The organism is Vibrio sp. 10N.222.55.B11 (assembly GCF_041473705.1).
Taxonomy (GTDB): Bacteria; Pseudomonadota; Gammaproteobacteria; order Enterobacterales; family Vibrionaceae; genus Vibrio; species Vibrio crassostreae_C.
Genome location: NZ_JBFRST010000047.1, coordinates 18,081 through 36,493 on the forward strand (window position 1 = coordinate 18,081; position 18,413 = coordinate 36,493).

The 18,413-nt window shown below is 44.5% G+C and carries 18 protein-coding genes; 10 read left to right on the forward strand and 8 right to left on the reverse strand.

Translation table 11 applies throughout. The features are described 5' to 3' along the window. Positions 1–21 precede the first annotated feature (21 nt). Positions 22–1,461: a sucrose-specific PTS transporter subunit IIBC gene (locus tag AB4503_RS17080; RefSeq protein WP_017064972.1), complete on the reverse strand. Its 1,440-nt coding sequence runs from the start codon at positions 1,459–1,461 to the stop codon at positions 22–24. 234 nt (positions 1,462–1,695) lie between these two features. Here AB4503_RS17080 and AB4503_RS17085 point away from each other — a divergent pair, with 234 nt between their 5' ends. Next, positions 1,696–2,682 (forward strand): LacI family DNA-binding transcriptional regulator, encoded by a 987-nt coding sequence (locus tag AB4503_RS17085; RefSeq protein WP_102332242.1) that lies wholly within the window; start codon positions 1,696–1,698, stop codon positions 2,680–2,682. A 134-nt stretch (positions 2,683–2,816) separates the two neighbouring features. Here the strand turns inward: AB4503_RS17085 and AB4503_RS17090 are convergent, their stop codons facing one another. The 3 genes from AB4503_RS17090 to AB4503_RS17100 all read right to left on the reverse strand — a co-directional run bounded on the left by AB4503_RS17090 (position 2,817) and on the right by AB4503_RS17100 (position 6,539). Next, positions 2,817–4,190, reverse strand: a complete 1,374-nt coding sequence (locus AB4503_RS17090; RefSeq protein ID WP_102320859.1) for a carbohydrate porin — start codon at positions 4,188–4,190, stop codon at positions 2,817–2,819. Between the two features lie 470 nt (positions 4,191–4,660). Beyond that, positions 4,661–5,068 carry a hypothetical protein gene (locus tag AB4503_RS17095; protein WP_017054885.1) on the reverse strand — a complete coding sequence of 136 codons (408 nt, stop codon included), beginning with the start codon at positions 5,066–5,068 and terminating at the stop codon, positions 4,661–4,663. 139 nt (positions 5,069–5,207) lie between these two features. After that, complete coding sequence (locus AB4503_RS17100; RefSeq protein WP_372115439.1) at positions 5,208–6,539, reverse strand: ferric reductase-like transmembrane domain-containing protein; 1,332 nt, start codon at positions 6,537–6,539, stop codon at positions 5,208–5,210. 233 nt (positions 6,540–6,772) lie between these two features. Between AB4503_RS17100 and AB4503_RS17105 the strand changes: the two genes are divergently transcribed. From AB4503_RS17105 to AB4503_RS17125, 5 genes are all read left to right on the forward strand, one after another. Further along, the gene (locus AB4503_RS17105) at positions 6,773–7,462 is read left to right on the forward strand and encodes a flavin reductase family protein (protein ID WP_108194371.1); all 690 of its coding nucleotides are present in this window, start codon (positions 6,773–6,775) and stop codon (positions 7,460–7,462) included. Positions 7,463–7,582: 120 nt separating this feature from the next. After that, positions 7,583–8,374, forward strand: a complete 792-nt coding sequence (locus tag AB4503_RS17110; protein WP_017061617.1) for a CLCA_X family protein — start codon at positions 7,583–7,585, stop codon at positions 8,372–8,374. 186 nt (positions 8,375–8,560) lie between these two features. Further along, the gene (locus AB4503_RS17115) at positions 8,561–8,818 is read left to right on the forward strand and encodes a type II toxin-antitoxin system Phd/YefM family antitoxin (protein WP_372115440.1); all 258 of its coding nucleotides are present in this window, start codon (positions 8,561–8,563) and stop codon (positions 8,816–8,818) included. Further along, positions 8,808–9,074 carry a Txe/YoeB family addiction module toxin gene (locus AB4503_RS17120; RefSeq protein WP_017061615.1) on the forward strand — a complete coding sequence of 89 codons (267 nt, stop codon included), beginning with the start codon at positions 8,808–8,810 and terminating at the stop codon, positions 9,072–9,074. The genes AB4503_RS17115 and AB4503_RS17120 overlap by 11 nt, the downstream gene beginning before the upstream one ends. Before the next feature lie 31 nt (positions 9,075–9,105). Beyond that, a complete protein-coding gene (locus tag AB4503_RS17125; RefSeq protein WP_017067464.1) occupies positions 9,106–9,429 on the forward strand; it encodes a DUF4144 domain-containing protein in 324 nt (107 codons plus the stop codon). Between the two features lie 100 nt (positions 9,430–9,529). Here the strand turns inward: AB4503_RS17125 and AB4503_RS17130 are convergent, their stop codons facing one another. Beyond that, the gene (locus AB4503_RS17130; protein WP_065584826.1) at positions 9,530–10,918 is read right to left on the reverse strand and encodes an MFS transporter; all 1,389 of its coding nucleotides are present in this window, start codon (positions 10,916–10,918) and stop codon (positions 9,530–9,532) included. A gap of 70 nt (positions 10,919–10,988) precedes the next feature. Continuing rightward, positions 10,989–12,059: a cellulase family glycosylhydrolase gene (locus AB4503_RS17135; RefSeq protein ID WP_017064984.1), complete on the reverse strand. Its 1,071-nt coding sequence runs from the start codon at positions 12,057–12,059 to the stop codon at positions 10,989–10,991. Positions 12,060–12,271: 212 nt separating this feature from the next. On the opposite strand from AB4503_RS17135, the gene AB4503_RS17140 reads away from it, so the two are divergent. Then, the gene (locus tag AB4503_RS17140) at positions 12,272–13,297 is read left to right on the forward strand and encodes a LacI family DNA-binding transcriptional regulator (protein ID WP_017064985.1); all 1,026 of its coding nucleotides are present in this window, start codon (positions 12,272–12,274) and stop codon (positions 13,295–13,297) included. An 18-nt stretch (positions 13,298–13,315) separates the two neighbouring features. On the opposite strand, the gene galM is transcribed toward AB4503_RS17140, so the two are convergent. Beyond that, complete coding sequence (gene galM / locus AB4503_RS17145; RefSeq protein ID WP_017064986.1) at positions 13,316–14,380, reverse strand: galactose-1-epimerase; 1,065 nt, start codon at positions 14,378–14,380, stop codon at positions 13,316–13,318. A 192-nt stretch (positions 14,381–14,572) separates the two neighbouring features. Then, positions 14,573–15,901, reverse strand: coding sequence for an anaerobic C4-dicarboxylate transporter (locus AB4503_RS17150; RefSeq protein ID WP_010432780.1), 1,329 nt, complete (start codon positions 15,899–15,901; stop codon positions 14,573–14,575). Between the two features lie 411 nt (positions 15,902–16,312). Here AB4503_RS17150 and AB4503_RS17155 point away from each other — a divergent pair, with 411 nt between their 5' ends. The 3 genes from AB4503_RS17155 (at position 16,313) to AB4503_RS17165 (ending at position 18,343) form a co-directional block, all read left to right on the forward strand. Continuing rightward, complete coding sequence (locus AB4503_RS17155; RefSeq protein WP_017064987.1) at positions 16,313–16,972, forward strand: HAD family phosphatase; 660 nt, start codon at positions 16,313–16,315, stop codon at positions 16,970–16,972. Positions 16,973–17,158: 186 nt separating this feature from the next. After that, the gene (locus AB4503_RS17160) at positions 17,159–17,785 is read left to right on the forward strand and encodes an HD domain-containing protein (RefSeq protein WP_372115441.1); all 627 of its coding nucleotides are present in this window, start codon (positions 17,159–17,161) and stop codon (positions 17,783–17,785) included. Between the two features lie 42 nt (positions 17,786–17,827). Then, entirely contained in the window at positions 17,828–18,343 is a 516-nt protein-coding gene (locus tag AB4503_RS17165; protein ID WP_017064989.1) for an N-acetyltransferase, read from the forward strand. The last annotated feature ends 70 nt before the right edge of the window (positions 18,344–18,413 follow it).

Below are 18,413 nucleotides of genomic sequence, written 5' to 3' on the forward strand. Positions count from 1 at the left end.
CTTCACTTCTAGGGAGAAACGTTAAGCTGTTGCTTTAATGTTTTGCTTGCTGCGCTCGCGCAGACCTAAAACAACGGTCAGAGCAAAGGCAGTCACGAACGCGATAATCATACCTACCACGTAGTAGCCAATCTTTTCTGGTGATATTGAGATGATGCCAGGAATACCCGCCGCACCCAGTGCTTGTGCTTTCACATTGAACATCGTGATAAACGCGCTTGAAATCGCAGCGGCACAAACCGCAGCAATGAATGGATAGCGAAGCTTCAAGTTCACACCGAACATTGCAGGTTCAGTAATACCAAGCAAGCCAGTCACACCAGAAGGAATCGCGATACCTTTCATTTTCTTATCTTTACTCATGAAACCAACCGCCAGTGCCGCTGCACCTTGTGACACGTTAGACATCGCCGCGATAGGGAAGATGAACGTACCGCCAGTCGTTGCGATATCCGCAAGCAGCTGAGTTTCAATAGCAATGAAGCTATGGTGCATACCAGTAATAACAAACGGCGCATAAATCAAACCAAACACCGCACCGCCAATGAAGCCAGCACTGTTGTATAACCAATTTAGGCCGTCACCAAGCAGGAAGCCGATATCACGAGTAAATGGACCAACAATCGTGAATGTTAACAAACCAGTTATGAAAATCGCCAATAGCGGCGTTAGCAAGTTATCCAGAACCGAAGGAATAACTTTACGCAGCCCAAGCTCAACTTTCGCTAGAATAAACGCAGAAACAAGAACGGGTAGTACTGAACCTTGATAGCCTACTTTCTCGATTTCGAAACCTAAAATGTTCCAAACCGGAATGCTGCCCGACACTGATGCGCCACCGAAGCCCCAGCCGTTAAGCAAGTCTGGGTGAACCATCAACATACCTAAAGCCGCGCCAAGGTATGGGTTACCACCAAACTTCTTACTCGCTGAAAATGCTAATAAAATAGGTAAGTACACAAAAGGAGCATTAGCAAATGTATTGATCATGTTTGCTAAGTCGGTCAAACCCGGATTAGCGTCGATTAAAGATTTGCCATCAATGAATAAGCCTTGAGCCGTCAATAGGTTGTAGATACCCATCAACAATCCACCAGCAACAATCGCCGGAATGATTGGTACAAAAATATCAGACAGGCCTTTCACCGCGCGTTGCAGGATATTTTGGTTGTCAGCACCTGCAGACGCCACATCGTTGGTCGACATTTCCGTCATTTCAGTCAGCTTAGCCAACTCAGCATAAACTTGGTTTACGATGCCTGAGCCAAAGATGATCTGATATTGACCTGCCACTTTAAACTGGCCCTTAACCCCTTCTAGGTTATCAATCGCCTGTTCATCAATTTTATCTTGGTCTGCAACCGCAAGACGCAGACGAGTCGCGCAGTGTGCGAGTGCGGTGATATTACTTTTACCACCTAACAGAGAAAGCAGCTCTTTTGCTATTTTTGGATAATTCATTACATACCCCATTGGATTATCATTTGAGCTTTTGAATTTTCGGGAACGTTTGCAAAACAAATTTTTGCCTAGAAATAACAAATGATCAAAGATAACTGCTCAATAGTGTGAGAATGATCTTCAAATTATCTCCCTAGGATAAGAAGACAGGGTTAAAATCCCCTAATAACAGGTAAATTTGATGCTCTGTTTGCAAACAATCCCAAAACTAAAATTACAATTGGATAATGAATAATGGCTAGTCTTCATGATGTCGCTCGTCTCGCTGGAGTTTCCAAGTCGACGGTTTCAAGAGTAATCAATGATGAGTATGGCGTAAAAGACGCGACCAAGGTGAAGGTGCGTAAAGCGGTTGAAGAGTGTGGCTATCTCCCAAACCAAGTCGCTAAAGACTTAAAGTCCCAAAAAACCAACCTGGTTGGCGTGATTGTTCCTAGGGTTTCTTCCCATGCCACCTCTCAGGGTGTCGATGGTTTAACCGCCGTCTTAGAGCAAGCGGGCAAGCATGTATTATTAGCGAGCACACACCAAACACACCATAAAGAACTTGAATATATTCAGATATTTAACCAGAAGCGTGTTGAAGGCATCATCCTGTACGCGACCCACCTCGACAACCAATTAGTCAAAGCGATTCAAAGCTCTGCCGTACCCGTGGTATTGGTTGGTCAAGACGGGTCAATGTTTAACATCCCAAGCATTGTGCACGACGACACTCGCGTAGGGTTTGAAGCGGGTAATCGCCTCATAGCGAAAGCTTGTAAGCATATGGGATTCATCGGTGTGCAAGGTGATGATATTGCGGTTGATAAGATGAGATCGGAAGGCTTCGCTCAATCGCTTCAATTTAACGACCTCACACTGCAATTTCACGCCCGTGGCGACTTCACCATAGAATCAGGTTACCAACTGGCGAAGCAGTATCTCAAGGAGCACACCAAGCTCGACGGCCTATTCTGCGCCACTGACCGTATCGCAATCGGTGCGATCAGAGCCATTCAGGAAGCGGGGCTCGTTCCAGGAAAGGATATATTGGTGATCGGTGTAGGTGACGATGAGCTCGCTTCAGTATGCACACCAACGCTGTCTACGTTTAACTATGCGTTTGATAAAGCGGGAGAAAATGGAGCCAAGCTGCTACTCGACCGTATTGAGAAAAAAGGCTTTGAAATGAGCAAGATGGTGTTGACCTTCACCACTATTGACCGAGAGTCTTGCTAGCGATTTATTTCAGAGATCAGGTTATCCCAAGATAAAAAATGCCAACCTTCGAGTTGAAACGATAAGGTTGGCATTTGGTGATGCGACTATCACATCATGAGTAACACTCTCTATCTAAACGATATATCAAGCAATTAGAACCAAGTTTCCATCTGCAGTGCAAACAGAACCTCGCCGCCCTCTCCCATCGTTGCAGCATCTGCTTCAGTGCTGATCGAGTAACCATTTAGGTCTTCACTCCAATCCACATAGCTCACAGCGAAACGCAGTTCTGGTCGGTCAAAGAAACCAGTGCTAGTTGAAAGCTTGAGTGTTGGTGCAACTGTCGCTTTGTAGAAACCGCCGCTCGCTTGCTCTGTCGAGTTGTCTAAATCCATGTATTGCAATGAACCTTCGTAAACCATCTCAAAGTTCTCTGTGAACTCTTGAGCTAATCGAACGTTTAAAGAAGCCCATGTGAACTCGTCATTCTTCTTCAAACGGTCTTGGCTATGCTCTGCCATTAATGCAGGTGCTAAGCGCCAGTTGTCGCCAATGCGAGTGACACCGTAGCTAAACAGGCGAACGGCTTTCGCGTCATCCAGTAGATCACCATTTGAACCGATGCCTTTTAGCTCTGCACCTAGGCCACTACCCACTAACATACCCGTTTTAGAGAAGCCTTCGCTCAGACCAAAGAAGTTGTCTCCATGGTACGCAAACATTGCGTGTACACCGCTTTCAGCTGCGCCATTTAGGCGGCTATCGTTGTCTGCTGAGGTCATACCGCTCAACATCACTTGCCATTGGCCAATACGGTTATTCATGGTTGCAATGTAGTTTTCTACATCTGTTGACGAGCTATCAATCTCACCAAAATCTCGGCCATAAATAGAGAAATTCGCTTTCCAGTTGTCGCTCATCTGAACGTCATAAACGCCCGCACCAGTACCTGATAAGAAGACAATATCCGAATCGAAAAAGTGAATATCAAAGTTGTCGCGATCGAATCGTTTACCCGCCCAAAACGTTGCTTCAGAAAACGCTTCAGATTCAGAGAACATGCTCAGACGGTTCAGTTCTGAATACACTTGTCGCACATTCAACTGGCTTTCGCTGGCAGTCCACTCGTTATTTGTCTCAGTACTGTCGGCCAACATGATGCGAAACAAAGCACTAGAGCCATCGTCTGCAAATCGCTTATGAATCAAGTTCGCTTCAACGTAATGATCATCTTCAACACCAAGACGTCCAATTGGAGCTCCAATGGCACCCGCCGCTGTCATGTAAGGGCCAGTACCTGTCGCGCCGTTTAGGTCGTCGTTGATCAATAACCCAGAGCGAGCATAGCCGTGAAACTCAAACGAAGAAGCCTTTTCATTGGCCTCGGTAGAGACCTGCTCTGTTTGTGCAACCCTTTGTTCTAATTCATTAATACGTTGCTCTAATGCTGCAACGTCTTCACTTGCTAATACCGATGTAGTCATTAGCCCCATTGTTACAGCAACCGCTAAAATGTGTCGTTTCATTCTGATGTTCTCACGTTAATTGTTTTGGATTATCTGCAAACGTTCCCAAAATAATTCGTAAGCACATTTCGGCTTATACTTTTGATGTATAAGCTCTATATCGAAGAAGAAATAGAAATCAGTCGTGTTGATTACTTCACTTTTGTATCTGAGTGGATGATAGATCGATAATTTCGGGAACGTTACCTAAAATGCATAATTCTGATAACTTTGTCACAAGTGAAATTGATTAATGGGCGAAAAATAGTGTATCGCGCACATTAGATATCTCAGAAAAATAGAGAGAAAATCCAGTACGAGAATTAGGAAAGGCGCTAAAAAATGCAACAGGTTGGCTATAAAAATTAAAGCCTGAGAAGCGATTTTTCAGGCTTTAGAAAGGCGTTCATTGATAACAATAGGTCGTTTTTTGAAAAGTGTATGACATTAACTAACGTGACAGTTTATAGAAGAATAAAGCGTTTAAAAGACTACTTTCTCTTACCCTGCTCCACCAACTTTTCATTCCATGCCGTATTGCCGTCACGCTTAGAGACATCGTACTCCGCACAGAACTGAGATATGGTCATATTGTTATCGCCAGTGGCAAGCTTGAGAGCCAACTGAACTTGTTGAAGCTTGCTTTGCAGTCGCAAGATTTGACCAGCATTTGGGCTTTTCTCTTTGGCGTATTTTAAAGCCGCATGCTTACGTTCTGCCGCGCCCGCTCGGCGATCTGCTTCTGATAACAGATACTTGAGTTGAGCAACACTCTTGCCTTTCTTGAAGGCAGGATCAAGCAACTCAACGCATTCATCAAACGATGGATCGATAACGTATGGGTCAACTTTATGAGCTTGTTGGCGCATCCATTCGAGTGCGAGTTTTTCATCTGACATAATTACATCTTTACCAAAGAAACAGCCCTATATGGTATCGCTCAATAGCAAACCGCTGCAATAACAAATTGAGTGACTTTACGCCTTTTTACACTGTGCCGATTGACTAATTTAACAATCACAGCTCCAATAGTTGGCTTTAACGCATCACAAACAGCTCTTCGTGGTAGTGCTTTTCAATATCAAATTGATAGGTGTCTAATTCTTTTTTCAGTGATGTAGAGAACAACTCCGGCCCGCAGAAATACATCTCGTACTCGTTGAGGTCGCCACATTGATTGACAATTCTTCCGGCGTTTAGCCGCGGTGAGTGCAAGGTATCTATCACGGTCAACTTCACACCAACCGCGTGTGCTAGGTGCCACAACTCATCGATTAATTGCTTATCAACACCGCGAGTACAATAAAACAGTTGAATACGAGGATGATCTCGTTCTGTTTTGAGCGCTTCAAGTGTTGCAAAAAACGACGCTATCCCGACACCACCAGCAATCCAAATTTGTGGCTTGCTTAGGTCAAAATAAAGTCGACCATAGGGTCCTTCAACCGTAACCGCATCGCCCGCTTTCACTCGTTCATATAGGCCATTAGTAAAATCACCCAGCTCTTTGATCAAAAAGCGCAGCTCTGGATCATCACTGCCAGAAACAATGGTAAACGGATGCGGGTCTTCATTACCGAAACGCAAGTACGCAAACTGCCCAGCTTTGTGACCTTGCCAAGATACCTCCGGTTTTAACACAAGCTCCATCACTTCAGCTTGTGGAAAATAGCGAGTCGAGATAATCGTCGCTGAGTGACGATTACGACGCCCAACCAAGCCTAACAAACTGTAAATCGCTGCGATAGACCCAGCCAAAGCAAATGCCACAGTTAGATAATAAATAGGTTCTCCCCAATACGCTCGTTTAAGCAGGATTACTGAGTGGAAAGCGATAAACAGGTACGCAACCGACATCAGACGGTGCGACAATTTAAACGGTTTGTACTTCACTGCCGCCCATAGTGACGCCACCAGTAAAATGAGCAACAAGTAGAAGCCCCACTCGCCAATACTCTGAGCAATACCGCGTAATTCATTGACCCATAACTCCCATCCAGTCAAAACAGCTTGCGGCCCTGAACCATCGTGTCGAACAGGCTTATCTAACACACCAGACACCACCAATGACTTAGGTATTTGGTACCACAACCAGTGTGTCACACCCAGTGCAACACCACCGATACCGAGCCATTTATGGACTCGATATGCTTTATCCATACCTTTCAGCCAATTCTCAACCATAGGCAAACGCATCGCCAAGATCATTGTGATGGACATTAACACCAGAGACAAAATACCTGAGTACTGAATCATGGCTGAGCGCCATTCAAAGACATCGCTTGAAGCGAATAATTGCGGTTCCATCGCAAACCAAAAGGCTGACATTGTGGCAATCATTGCCCAAATGATATTGCGGACTGTTTTCATTTGTTAACACTCATAAAGACGACATCATTACTTTAGCTCCTGTGATGTAAAGGGACGTCAACGTACGTAAATCTATGCAAAGGATCTCGTTCATTGTGCTGTAGCAGAGATAAAAGAGACAAACTGCCCACGGCCAATAAGCGCTCTTTGATCGATAAAAGCGGATTCTTCGTACATATAAGTCCGTTAGTGAGCATGCTCGAAGATAACAATAAATGAGAAGAAGAGAAGATATGAAGGACATGACCCTTTCTAAACAAGATATCCAAACAATGGACCCGCGCCACCGCATTCGTTTGGTTAACTCCCTATCTGGATTTAAAAGCGCCAACCTAATTGGTACTTGTGATAAACAGGGGCTTGAAAACCTTGCGATAGTGAGCTCTGTCATTCACCTAGGGTCTGATCCCGCGCTGCTTGGTTTTATTGTTCGCCCAGATAAAAGCCGACGTCATACGCTAGAAAACATCCTAGAAACTAAGTACTTCACCGTTAACAGCATTGGTGCTGACTTTGTTAAAAAGGCCCATCAAACCTCGGCTCGCTACCCTAAACCAGTCTCAGAATTCAACGCGGTCGGTCTCACGTCCTATTACGATGATGTGTTCCCTGCTCCGTTTGTCTTGGAAAGTCCTCTGAAAATAGGCTTGGCTTTCAAAGAACAAATCACAATTGAAAGTAACCAAACTCAAATGTTGATTGGTGAAGTTGTTACAATTCACGCGCCAAAACGTGCTGTGATGCCGGACGGCTACCTTGATTTAGAAGCGTTGGATTTGGTCACGGTATCAGGGCTTGATAGCTACCACGTAACTCAAAGACTGCACCGATTAAGCTATGCAAAACCACAACAGCCACTCTTTCCACTCACTCGTGAAGGTAACCCAACTTCATGGGAAGCTTTCGAACTCAATCTAAACTAATTTTGTTCGGCAATTTGCTATCAAAAGTGCTAACGTCCTTTAATTCCAAGAGATGCATCTCACACAGGCGCATCTCACTGAGCACACTATTCATTCTTACGTCTGTTTCCAAGGACCCTTTTGAAGTTAACTCACTTTAAATACAAAACGCGCGAAGGCCCAGACTACCGACATGGCGATCAGGTGTCATTCATGGACATCAAACAAACCTTCGGTATGGGCAGCATTCGTGTGGGTGCTTGGGTGACGAAAGAAGAAAAAGAGTTGGCCGCAAATCTGATATTCGATTCGCTAGCCGACTTGGCTTACATCTTGGCTTTGCCACCAGAAGCGATTGGCCTTCGCGGCACATTAGGCTTAGCGTTCGGCAGTGGCGGCAGAAAAGGCGTACAAGCACACTATGCCCCGAACCAACGAGAATTAGCCCTCGCGAAGAATGCCGGAGCTGGCGCGCTCGCTCACGAGTTTTGGCATGCATTTGACCACTATATCGCTGAGAAAGCGTTTGAAATCGGCGATACCTCTGGCCCTCGCAAGCAGATCCTGTTCGCCAGCGACTGTTGGTTGCACGATAGAACGGTGCGACCTCATCCATTAAACGAAAGTTTGATGTCTCTGTTTGATGCCACACTGCTTAGCGACAATAACTTGGACAAACACGATTATGTGGCTCGCAGTGTGATTGCCGACAAAGCGATGTCTGCCCGTTACTTCTCACTACCCACAGAGATGATGGCGCGCGCTTTTGAATCCGTGATTGAATCGTGTTCCGATATCAAGAACGCTTATCTAGTGGATGGCACAACCAAGCCTGATATGTACCCCGTGTATCCTGATATGGCGCACCGAGAACAGATATACCAAGCCCTGCAAGGTTACTTCGCACCATTAGGCCGATCTTTGAGTAAATAGCATTTTGAGTCAGTAACTCTCTGCATATTTACAATGAATGACATGTACCATAAGTTGATCATGTGTAAGCTCTGATATAACATGTACAACAAGCGGAACATGTAGAATAGTTAATTCATGAATGATTAACTATTCTGTGTATATAGAAAGATTAAACATATCCAAAAACAACAGGGTAAATAAGTGATGAATATTGTTTCTTTTACTGAGGCCAGAAATAGCCTTAAGTCTGTGCTCGATAGAGTGATAGACGATTCTGATGTTACGGTAATAACCAGACGAGATTCAGAAGATGCAGTGGTCATGTCTCTTGATCATTTTAATTCAATGCAAGAAACCTTGTACCTAATGAGCTCGCCTAAAAACGCTGAAAGATTGGCTGAATCTATTGCTCAACTCGAAGCCGGAAATACAACCGTTCGAGAATTGAATAATGACGAATGATCGAAAGATTGTATTTACAGATAATGCTTGGGAAGATTACCTATACTGGCAAACCCAAGACAAGAAAACGCTCAAGAAACTAAATAAGTTGATTGAAGCCGCCAAAAGAACGCCCTTTGAAGGGATTGGAAAGCCGGAGCCACTAGTCGGCAACCTGTCTAGCTTTTGGTCAAGACGAATCGATGACAAGAATCGATTAGTGTATAAAGCAGATGACGATAACTTTTATATAATTGCTTGTCGTCACCACTATTAAAAGCAGTAAGCAGCACATAGAAAGGGCAGTAATGATCAGTTGGCCATCTTTGGTAAAACTCGACGGTGATGATGAGCTTATTTACGTCGCATCCGAGAACGATTTTCAGGCAGAATGCTCAGACATGATCCTGGGTGAAGATGATTACCTCATTGATTCAGAGGGTAACAGCTACGCACTTCAATCGATATCAAATCAACTGTCTCTAGCGAAACGGCCTGAGCAATATTCAGTAGAAAGCGTGACCAAGCTGATTCGAAACCACGAGTTTCAAAAAGCTGAAGTGTGCCTGATGAAGATCCACTTCCTAACGATTGAAGAAGCAATTCAGTCGCTGGCTTTTGAGCCACGTTAATAGCTCTCCTGAAAGCTAATAAACGAAACCTGTTAAAACAAAACAGCGCCAATTTAGGCGCTGTTTTCTAGGATGCAATGAGTGGTAATAACCTCAACAACTAAGACGTCGCTTTGTGCGTAATTCCTGACTTATCAACAACCCCTTCAGCAAACTCACCACGCTCAAGTTTTTCGCGTAAAATTGCATGCTGGTCTTCAGTAAAGGTATAACGAGACATAATAAATATACGTACCAAAGCCCCTAAAGCCGGCAGTAAAGCAATACAAAAGAACATGCCATTCAATGCTGTTTCTGTTTGGTCCGCATTTGGAACATAACCAATAGTTGTCAGGATCAGACCTGTTAAACCACCTGCTACCGCAACGGAAAATTTACCTGTAAATGTTTGGCCAGAGAAAGTTATCGCTGCTGTACGCTTACCACTATGGTAGTAAGAGTATTCAACGGTATCTGCAATCATCGCTGAAATAAGCGGGTTAGTCATCATAAAGAGCCCCGTTACTACTGCCAGCCACATCATCACCACCGTTGTGTTGTCATAACCTGTTAGATAAAAACCAACACGTGCGATAATTTCCAACACACATAGCGCAATAAAGATATCTCTCTTCTTGAAACGTTTAGTTAGGATTGGCGTCGCTAAACACGCGATAGCACTGACTAAAGTGATAGTACCAATCAATGAAACTAAACCTGCATCGCCCATGTTGTAGGTGAAAAAGAAAATGTATAAACCATTAACTAGATTGAAGAACACATTCATAAAGAATGCAGCCAAGATGAAGAATAATGGCTTGTTTTTACGTACCGCTTGAAAAGTATCTTTCAGTGTTACTTTTTCACAGCTCGCCGTCGAAATACGCTCTTTGGTATTGTAGAAACCGTTCAGCATAAACAGCAGACCTGCCACCATCAATACGATAACAGCAGGTAAGTAACCTTGATCAGCACGACCATCAGCAAAAAATGCGCTTAATTTAGGAAAAATAACTAGCGTTGCGCCAATACCAGCATTAACACCTAACATGGCACACGTTGCTGCTTTGGCACGCTCTTGAGGCTCATCAGTCATCACCGACGACATTGACCAAAATGGCACGTCAGAGATGGTGTAAAGGGTACCCCACAGAATATAAGTGATACCCGCATACATCACTTTAGTCGACATGTCCGCATCGATATTATAGAAGGTAGCGATGGTCACCAATACAATCAAAAACGGAGTAAACAACATGTAGGGACGGAACTTACCGAAGCGAGATTCTAACGTATCCATATAGCCAGCAATCAACGGATCATTAACAGCATCCCACACTCGTGCAATAAGAAATATGGTACTCGCAGCAATCGGCGAAATACCGAGAATATCGGTGTAGAAGTACAAGATGAACGAGCCAACCAAGCCAAAACTAAAGCATTGGCCCACGCCATAACCGAAATAAGAAATCAGCTCTCTATTGTTCAATCTATTTTTTATAGTAGTCATTGTTCATGTCTCGATTGATTTAATTCTAGTTTAGAAGCCGACCTTTTTCTCTAGGCCGGCTAAATGACAGTTATTCCACCTCTGCGAGTGTTTGAATCAACTGTACTTCGCTTGCATCATATGGCTGTCCTTGCTCATCAAGCAGATCGTGGAACCACTGACTAGCATAGTTAACGTCATTGCGTTTAATTTCAGGCCAAGGAAGGTGCGTTTGTGTTTTACCTTTCACTAATCCCCATTGATAGCAGCCAATATTCTTATCTTTAAAAATTGGCAGCTGTTCATGTAAGGAAGATTGTGCATGACGTGCTAACCACTCGGTACACATCATCGGGCGATTGTGCGCTTGCACAACTTTCAGCGCTTCATGGAACAAATCCAACGGAAGATAAGCATGGAAAGTGATAATGTCCGATAGCTCCATCGCTCGGCGATCGGTTGGATGCTCAAAAATAGGCAAACTACGGTCGAGAATACTAGGGCAATGCCATGCACCCACCGTTAGGGGCTGAGTCGGGTTCACATCGCGCGCCCACTCAAACGCTTTTTCCATCAACTCGTGGCTGAACGTCTCCATTTCTTCATCGTAAGCTAGCTCACCATTGGTGGTAAAAATCATACGGTTGGTAGGCTCGTTGTACAGATCCCAAATCGCAATACGCGGGTCGTTTTTATAAGTCGAGATAATGTCACGGATGTAAGTTTCAACGTCACCCCACTGTGACTTATCCATAACAACATTACGACCTGGGCTGGCCGCAGCTTGGCTATTATGCAGGTCAGGGACGGGGGCTTTTTGTTGACCTAGATACGGATGGTCACCGGAGAATCCACAATCATCCATTGGGGTCATCATTACCTTAATCTGGTTTCGTTCACAAATATCTAAGAAATGATCAATGCGCTCATGCAGTCCTTGGCGGTCGACTTGCCACACAATGAAAGGCAAATTGGTACGCAGCGTGTTGTAGCCAACCTCTCTCGCCCAAGCCAACTCTTGTTCCATTATTTCTGGTGAAAATGAGTCTGCTTGCCACATTTCGTTCCAGTTTACAGCCGTCCTTGGTAAGTAATTAAATCCACGTAACCATCCATGTTGTTGTTGCCATTGCCACGCTTTGTCTTCAGACCATCTTTTCATCTTACTCACCTTGAAACTAAATTATTAACTAATAATATTAGCTAATATAATGAGCTGCATTTTTATCGCTACTATCTAAGATTAAAAACGAGTGAGCAATCACAACTATCAGACTGCTCGGACAACTTTTTGTGATCCCCATCTTTAACAGGTGATCGAAAGCTGATAATTAGCTAATATCTTTAGCTAACTAAGTTGAGTTGAAATTTACGATGGCTAAAAAAATCACTATGAGTGACATTGCTGCAGCGGCAGGTGTGTCTCAATCAACGGTATCACTGGTACTTAATGGTTCAACGTCTGTAAAAATTGCAGACACCACAAAAAGTAAAGTGCTCGATACCGCCGAATCACTTGGCTACAAAAATAAGAAAGTCGCTCATGCGCTGGGTCGACCTAATAAAATAGCACTGGTTGTCAACGGGTTATCGAGTTATGACCCTTTTATTGATGCTATAAACTCAGCGCGTGAAGAGGCTTGGGCGAACGACTTTATTTTAGTGATCTTCAATTACAGCCACGATGAAGTGCTAGCGAGCAAAATTGAAGTGGAAATCAACAGCGGAGATTATGCAGGCTTGGTGTACGCATCGAGCATGACTCGTGAACTTGAACAACAACGGGTCAATACGCCTCTGCCAACCGTGCTCCTAAACTGCACAAACGAAAGCAATAGCGATGCACCAAGCATTTTACCTGCCGATATGATCGGTGCTTACAAAGCGGTCTCTCACCTTATCCAACAAGGCTATTGTCGTATTGCTATGCTCACAGGCGAAAACTGGATGCTTGCGAGCCAACAACGCAGTGAAGGCTACCGTCAGGCACTAATTGATGCCGATATTGTCCCGAACAGCAATTACTTAGCAGAGGCCAACTGGTCATTAAAAGAAGCACATCAGCAGACATTAGCTTTGTTTAAGTTAGCTCAACCACCAGAAGCTATCTTTTGTGGCAGTGATTACATGGCGATGGGGTGCTATCAAGCACTGGCTGAACTAGGGCTTAAGATCCCTCAAGATGTCGCGATCGTTGGCTACGATAACCAACAAATCGCATCGGAAAGTTTTCCTGCGTTAACATCCGTTGAATTACCTTACTCAGATATGGGCAAGCTAGCGATTGAGTCCTTAATGGCGCAAATTGAGGCTCAGCCTTTGTTATCCAGTAGACGAAAAGTGGAAGGAGAATTGATTATTCGTACATCCTCAACACCATCGGATAAGGTGGGCACATAGCCCACCAATAGTTAGGGCCTAAAACTTAAACTGATAAACCGTCTGATGTTGATAAAGCTCTCCAGACTTCAGGAGCCCGCGGTTAGGTCCCCATTCTGGCTTATTAGGACCATCTGGAAAATATTGGGTTTCTAAGCAAAGACCATCGTACAACTCATAATTTTTACTCTTACCAGGCGTCCCTGCTAGAAAGTTACCCGAATAAAACTGAATAGCAGGCTTCGTCGTTTTTACCTTCATCACGACTTCTTTTGCAGGTGCAACCAGAACCGCTGCAACCGACTCTCCATCGGTCACTTCAGGCTGAAACACAAAAGCATGATCATAACCACCAGCCATTTTCTGGTCCGACTCAGTCAGAAAATCCCGCCCAATGAGCTTTGCGTTTGAAAAATCAAAACTCGTATCCTCAACCGCCTTTATTTCTCCCGTTGGTATTAAGCCTTGATCTGTTGGTAAATAATGGCCTGAACTCAACTGCAATACATGATCCAAGCTTTTCGAACCAGAAGCCTCACCAGCCAAATTAAAGTAAGCATGATTGGTTAAGTTAACGGGGCAAGTCTTATCAGTATTGGCTTCATAAGAAATAGATACTTGGTTGTCATCCGTTAGAGAATAGGTAACTTTGACACCAAGATTACCCGGATACCCTTGATCACCATCTTTGATATGAAGAGTAAACACTACCTTTTGTGCACTTTGTTCAACAATGCTCCAACGCTTTTTATCAAAGCCCTCTACTCCACCATGTAATGAGTTTTCACCATTATTAACCCCGAGTTGGTAGCGCTTCCCTTCAAGTTCGAATTGGCCTTTAGCGATACGGTTTGCAAAACGTCCAACAATCGCACCAAAATAAGAGCTCTGCTCCATATGTTCAGCCATATTGGGTGAGCGAAGTAACACCTCTCGAGCTACTTCATTCACTGGCATAGAACAACTCAGCCAAGTAGCTCCAATATCCATGAAGGATACACTCATTCCATTGCTGTTCTTGAGGTGGACCAGTTTAGCTAACTGACCATCAAACGATGGAGTGGATGCCATATCTTGCTCTAATTGCTCAAAGTTAGTAATCATTAGTGCCTCTTCGTCTCACAAAAATAGCGTTATATCACCACTACCCCACTTGCAACTAATAATATTAGCTAATATTTTGATCTAAATTGCCTTTTACTTAATTCACATACCTTTTCAAGCGTCAGAAACAAAAACAGCGCCTCAATAGGCGCTGTTTCTCGTTTCTTATCTCGCTAGTCGATTAAGCGACAATTAAGCGATAAAAATCTGTGCCAGAGCGTAGCCTAAACAACATGCGCCCACGACACCGATTAAACCCACCGACATGAATGAGTGGTTGAAGTACCACTTACCAATCTTGGTGGTGCCAGAAACATCGAAGTTCACCGTAGCGATATCTGATGGGTAGTTCGGGATGAAGAAGTAGCCGTAAACCGCTGGCATCAAGCCGATAAGCAGGGCTGGGTCTAGTCCTAATCCAAGGCCAACCGGTAGCATCATACGTGCAGTTGCTGCTTGAGAGTTCACCACAACCGATACGATGAATAGCGCTAGTGCGAACGTCCATGGGTAGTTGGTCACCATTTCCACGATGCCAGACTTGAACTGAGGCATTGCGTATTGGAAGTAGGTATCCGACATCCAAGCGATACCGAAGATCGCAATCGCCGCCACCATACCCGATTTGAATACCACACCGTTTGGCACATCTCGCGGGTCAGTTTTAGTCGCCAGCAAAATGATACCGCCGAAGCAGAGCATCATCATTTGGATGATCACCGACATCTTGATTGGCTTGTCGCCGTCAACGATGGTTCTGATCTCAGGCACCATCGCCACGATAACAATCACCACAATCGACAATAGGAAAATCAAAACCGCATTACGAGCCGAGGTTGGCAGCACTTCATCCAAAGACGTCGCAGTAGTGCTTTCGATACGCTTTTTCCACTCAGGATCTTTTAGACGAGCTTGGTATTCAGGATCGTCGTTCAGTTCTTTGCCGCGTTTCAGGCTGTACAAAGAAAGCAAAAACGTACCAAACAGCGTTGCAGGCACCGTCACCATCAAAATGGAAAGCAGTGTAATAGAGTGTTGAATATCAGAAAGCTGCGCGAGGTAGTACACCACAGCGGCTGAAATTGGTGATGCGGTAATAGCTAGTTGAGACGCGACAGACGCAGCTGCCATTGGACGCTCAGGACGAATCCCGTTCTTCAGTGCGACATCGCCAATGATCGGCATGATAGAGTAAACCGCGTGGCCAGTACCCAATAGGAAAGTCATCGAGTAAGTCACGAACGGAGCTATCAGGGTAACGCGTTTCGGGTTCTTTCTAAGCACCCTTTCCGCCACTTGCAGCATGTATTTCAAACCACCTGCCGCTTCGAGAATCGAAGCACAAGTAACAACGGCGAGGATGATCAGCATCACGGTGACAGGTGGAGACGTTGGTGGCATCTTGAAGACAAACACCTCGATAACCAAACCAATACCAGAAACAACACCTAAGCCAATACCGCCATACCGAGATCCGATATAAAGGACGACTAATAAAAATAGAAACTCAAAATACAACATAAGCAACCCTGCTAAAAATGTGGACTAATGTTATTTTCTCCCTAAGCTCAGCCATTTACTTATTGCTTGGTCACACTATGATTGCAGGCTCCCGGTAATTGTTTTTTATAAGATTATGGTCACGTAAACAGACCTGTAAGTTTATGAAATGTAATAAGAAGCCAGACGCACAAGCTAGATTTGTTATGTGGAATAATCATAATTGTTTCTGTTAGATCTGGATGGCCTATAAAACACAAGGCTCATAACTGAACGATATTATTTCAACCACAACCAATCACATTTAAAGTCATGCAGAAGCATATTGCCGAGCCGATTGGATATATTCTTACTGAACGTTGACTCGCCTATCACTAGACACTATGTCAAAATACCCGCCCTCACGATGACAACACATTAAGAACCACGGATATGAATTTTCAAGCTGCTATTTTTGATATGGATGGGCTGCTGCTCGACACCGAGCGACTTTGTATGCAGGTTTTTGAAGAAGCATGTCACGCGCAAGGTGTTCCGTTTTTGCAAGATGTCTACCTAGGCATCATTGGTTGTAACGCAAAAACCATCGAACAGATTTTTCGAAATGGTTACGGTGAAGGGTTAGATTACCCAGCGCTGAATAATGAATGGCGCACGCGCTACAGTGCAATTGTTAAAAACCAAGCAATCCCAGTAAAAGATGGCGTGATTGAGCTGCTTGAATGGCTAAAATCGAATGACATTCCAATCGCGGTGGCGACCTCCACTCAGCTTGATATCGCAAAGAAGAAGCTTGAGCTGGCTGGCCTAGATTCGTACTTCACCTCATTAAGCACAGGCTGCGAAGTGACTCACGGCAAGCCTCACCCAGAGATCTACTTACTCGCGGCAGAACGCTTAGGTGTTGCACCTGAAACCTGCCTAGCGTTTGAAGACTCAAACAACGGTATTCGTGCATCAATGGCAGCGAACATGATCAGCTTCCAAATTCCAGATTTGGTTGAGCCTTGCGAAGAAGTTAAAGCGCTTGGTCACACGATCAGCCCGTCACTGCATCATGTGTTAGCGCAGCTTCAACAAGCCACTGCATAAGCTCTGATTACCGTTAATAGCGCTTTAATCAACACAGAATAACCTTTCTATTAAGCCGACTCACTGAGTCGGTTTTTTTTGTGGGTATTCCTTTTATAAAAGATAAAAAATCGCGCTAGAAACTGTTACAGTCGATGTGAAACGATGGAAATCGAGAAGCAATATTGATAATGGAGAAAGGGATGCGTGATAGAAAAATTTGAAAGCCAACTGCTTGATTTTGCACAGCAAGAGATGACACAAGATGCAGCGCACGATATCAGCCATATTAAGCGCGTAGTCAAAACCGCCAAGGCTTTGTGTGCTCAAGAACAAGCTAAGCTTGAAGTCGTGCTGCCCGCCGCTTACCTTCATGATTGTTTCACCTTTCCCAAGAATCACCCAGACAGAGCCCAAAGCTCACAAATGGCAGCAGACAAGGCGATCTCTTTCCTCAAATCTATCGAGTATCCCGCGTCTTATCTCGACGAGATCCATCATGCGATTGTCACTCACAGTTACAGCGCCAACATCACTCCAGAAACCTTGGAAGCTCAAATCGTCCAAGATGCTGATCGCCTAGACTCTCTCGGTGCGATTGGCATTGCACGCTGTCTGTACGTGGGGCAGAGCTTTAACGCAGAACTCTATAACCACGAAGATCCATTCGCTGAACATCGTGACTTGGATGACAAGCATTACAGCGTCGACCATTTCTACGTGAAACTGTTTAAGCTGGCTGGAACCATGAATACAGAATCCGCCAAGTTAGAAGCCAACAAGCGCACCGACTACATGCGTGGTTTTCTTGAGCAATTGGGCTCGGAAGTTTAGCGGCTTAGAAAAAGAGACACACGATAAGGAAGAGAGAAGGATATGGAAATAAATCGCTTTAAAGCCTCCGATGCCAATGAGATCGTCACTTGGTTCACATCACTCGAAGACTATGTACTGTGGGGCGGACGAACCTTTGGTTGGCCGTTAGAAGCCGCCTCCATCATCGAACGCTCTCAAGAGCCTCAAGTTGAGCTATATACCTTCTCTGAGTCTAGTGCTCTCTCTGAACTGAATTCGAACGGCAATAACTCAGAACTGATCGGGTTTATGGAGTTTCAACGTATGTCAGACAGTGAACTTCGTTTCTGCCGAGTTGCGATTCACCCAAACCAACGAGGCAAAGGGCTTGGGCAATCAATGATAGAAAGTGCATTAGACGCCGCGAAACAAATACCTGATGTCACCACCATCAGCTTAGCGGTATTTCAGCAGAATATCGGAGCAAAACGTTGCTACGACAAAGCCGGCTTTCAGGTGGTCGACAAAGAGCCGAGCGTCAAAGAGTTCAATGGCAAAACGTGGCCCTTGTATCAGATGGAATTAAAGCTCTGCTAGTTCGTTTTAATTACTAGATTTGACCCCATATCATTAAGCATTGGCTACATACTCAAGATACACAGATGTA

What these genes read in the sequence shown, in the direction of transcription:
- AB4503_RS17080 (WP_017064972.1), bottom strand. Translation starts at nt 1,461, where the DNA reads ATGAATTATCCAAAAATAGCAAAAGAGCTGCTTTCTCTGTTAGGTGGT.
- AB4503_RS17085 (WP_102332242.1), top strand. Translation starts at nt 1,696, where the DNA reads ATGGCTAGTCTTCATGATGTCGCTCGTCTCGCTGGAGTTTCCAAGTCG.
- AB4503_RS17090 (WP_102320859.1), bottom strand. Translation starts at nt 4,190, where the DNA reads ATGAAACGACACATTTTAGCGGTTGCTGTAACAATGGGGCTAATGACT.
- AB4503_RS17095 (WP_017054885.1), bottom strand. Translation starts at nt 5,068, where the DNA reads ATGTCAGATGAAAAACTCGCACTCGAATGGATGCGCCAACAAGCTCAT.
- AB4503_RS17100 (WP_372115439.1), bottom strand. Translation starts at nt 6,539, where the DNA reads ATGAAAACAGTCCGCAATATCATTTGGGCAATGATTGCCACAATGTCA.
- AB4503_RS17105 (WP_108194371.1), top strand. Translation starts at nt 6,773, where the DNA reads ATGAAGGACATGACCCTTTCTAAACAAGATATCCAAACAATGGACCCG.
- AB4503_RS17115 (WP_372115440.1), top strand. Translation starts at nt 8,561, where the DNA reads ATGAATATTGTTTCTTTTACTGAGGCCAGAAATAGCCTTAAGTCTGTG.
- AB4503_RS17120 (WP_017061615.1), top strand. Translation starts at nt 8,808, where the DNA reads ATGACGAATGATCGAAAGATTGTATTTACAGATAATGCTTGGGAAGAT.
- AB4503_RS17125 (WP_017067464.1), top strand. Translation starts at nt 9,106, where the DNA reads ATGATCAGTTGGCCATCTTTGGTAAAACTCGACGGTGATGATGAGCTT.
- AB4503_RS17130 (WP_065584826.1), bottom strand. Translation starts at nt 10,918, where the DNA reads ATGACTACTATAAAAAATAGATTGAACAATAGAGAGCTGATTTCTTAT.
- AB4503_RS17135 (WP_017064984.1), bottom strand. Translation starts at nt 12,059, where the DNA reads ATGAAAAGATGGTCTGAAGACAAAGCGTGGCAATGGCAACAACAACAT.
- AB4503_RS17140 (WP_017064985.1), top strand. Translation starts at nt 12,272, where the DNA reads ATGGCTAAAAAAATCACTATGAGTGACATTGCTGCAGCGGCAGGTGTG.
- galM (WP_017064986.1), bottom strand. Translation starts at nt 14,380, where the DNA reads ATGATTACTAACTTTGAGCAATTAGAGCAAGATATGGCATCCACTCCA.
- AB4503_RS17150 (WP_010432780.1), bottom strand. Translation starts at nt 15,901, where the DNA reads ATGTTGTATTTTGAGTTTCTATTTTTATTAGTCGTCCTTTATATCGGA.
- AB4503_RS17155 (WP_017064987.1), top strand. Translation starts at nt 16,313, where the DNA reads ATGAATTTTCAAGCTGCTATTTTTGATATGGATGGGCTGCTGCTCGAC.
- AB4503_RS17165 (WP_017064989.1), top strand. Translation starts at nt 17,828, where the DNA reads ATGGAAATAAATCGCTTTAAAGCCTCCGATGCCAATGAGATCGTCACT.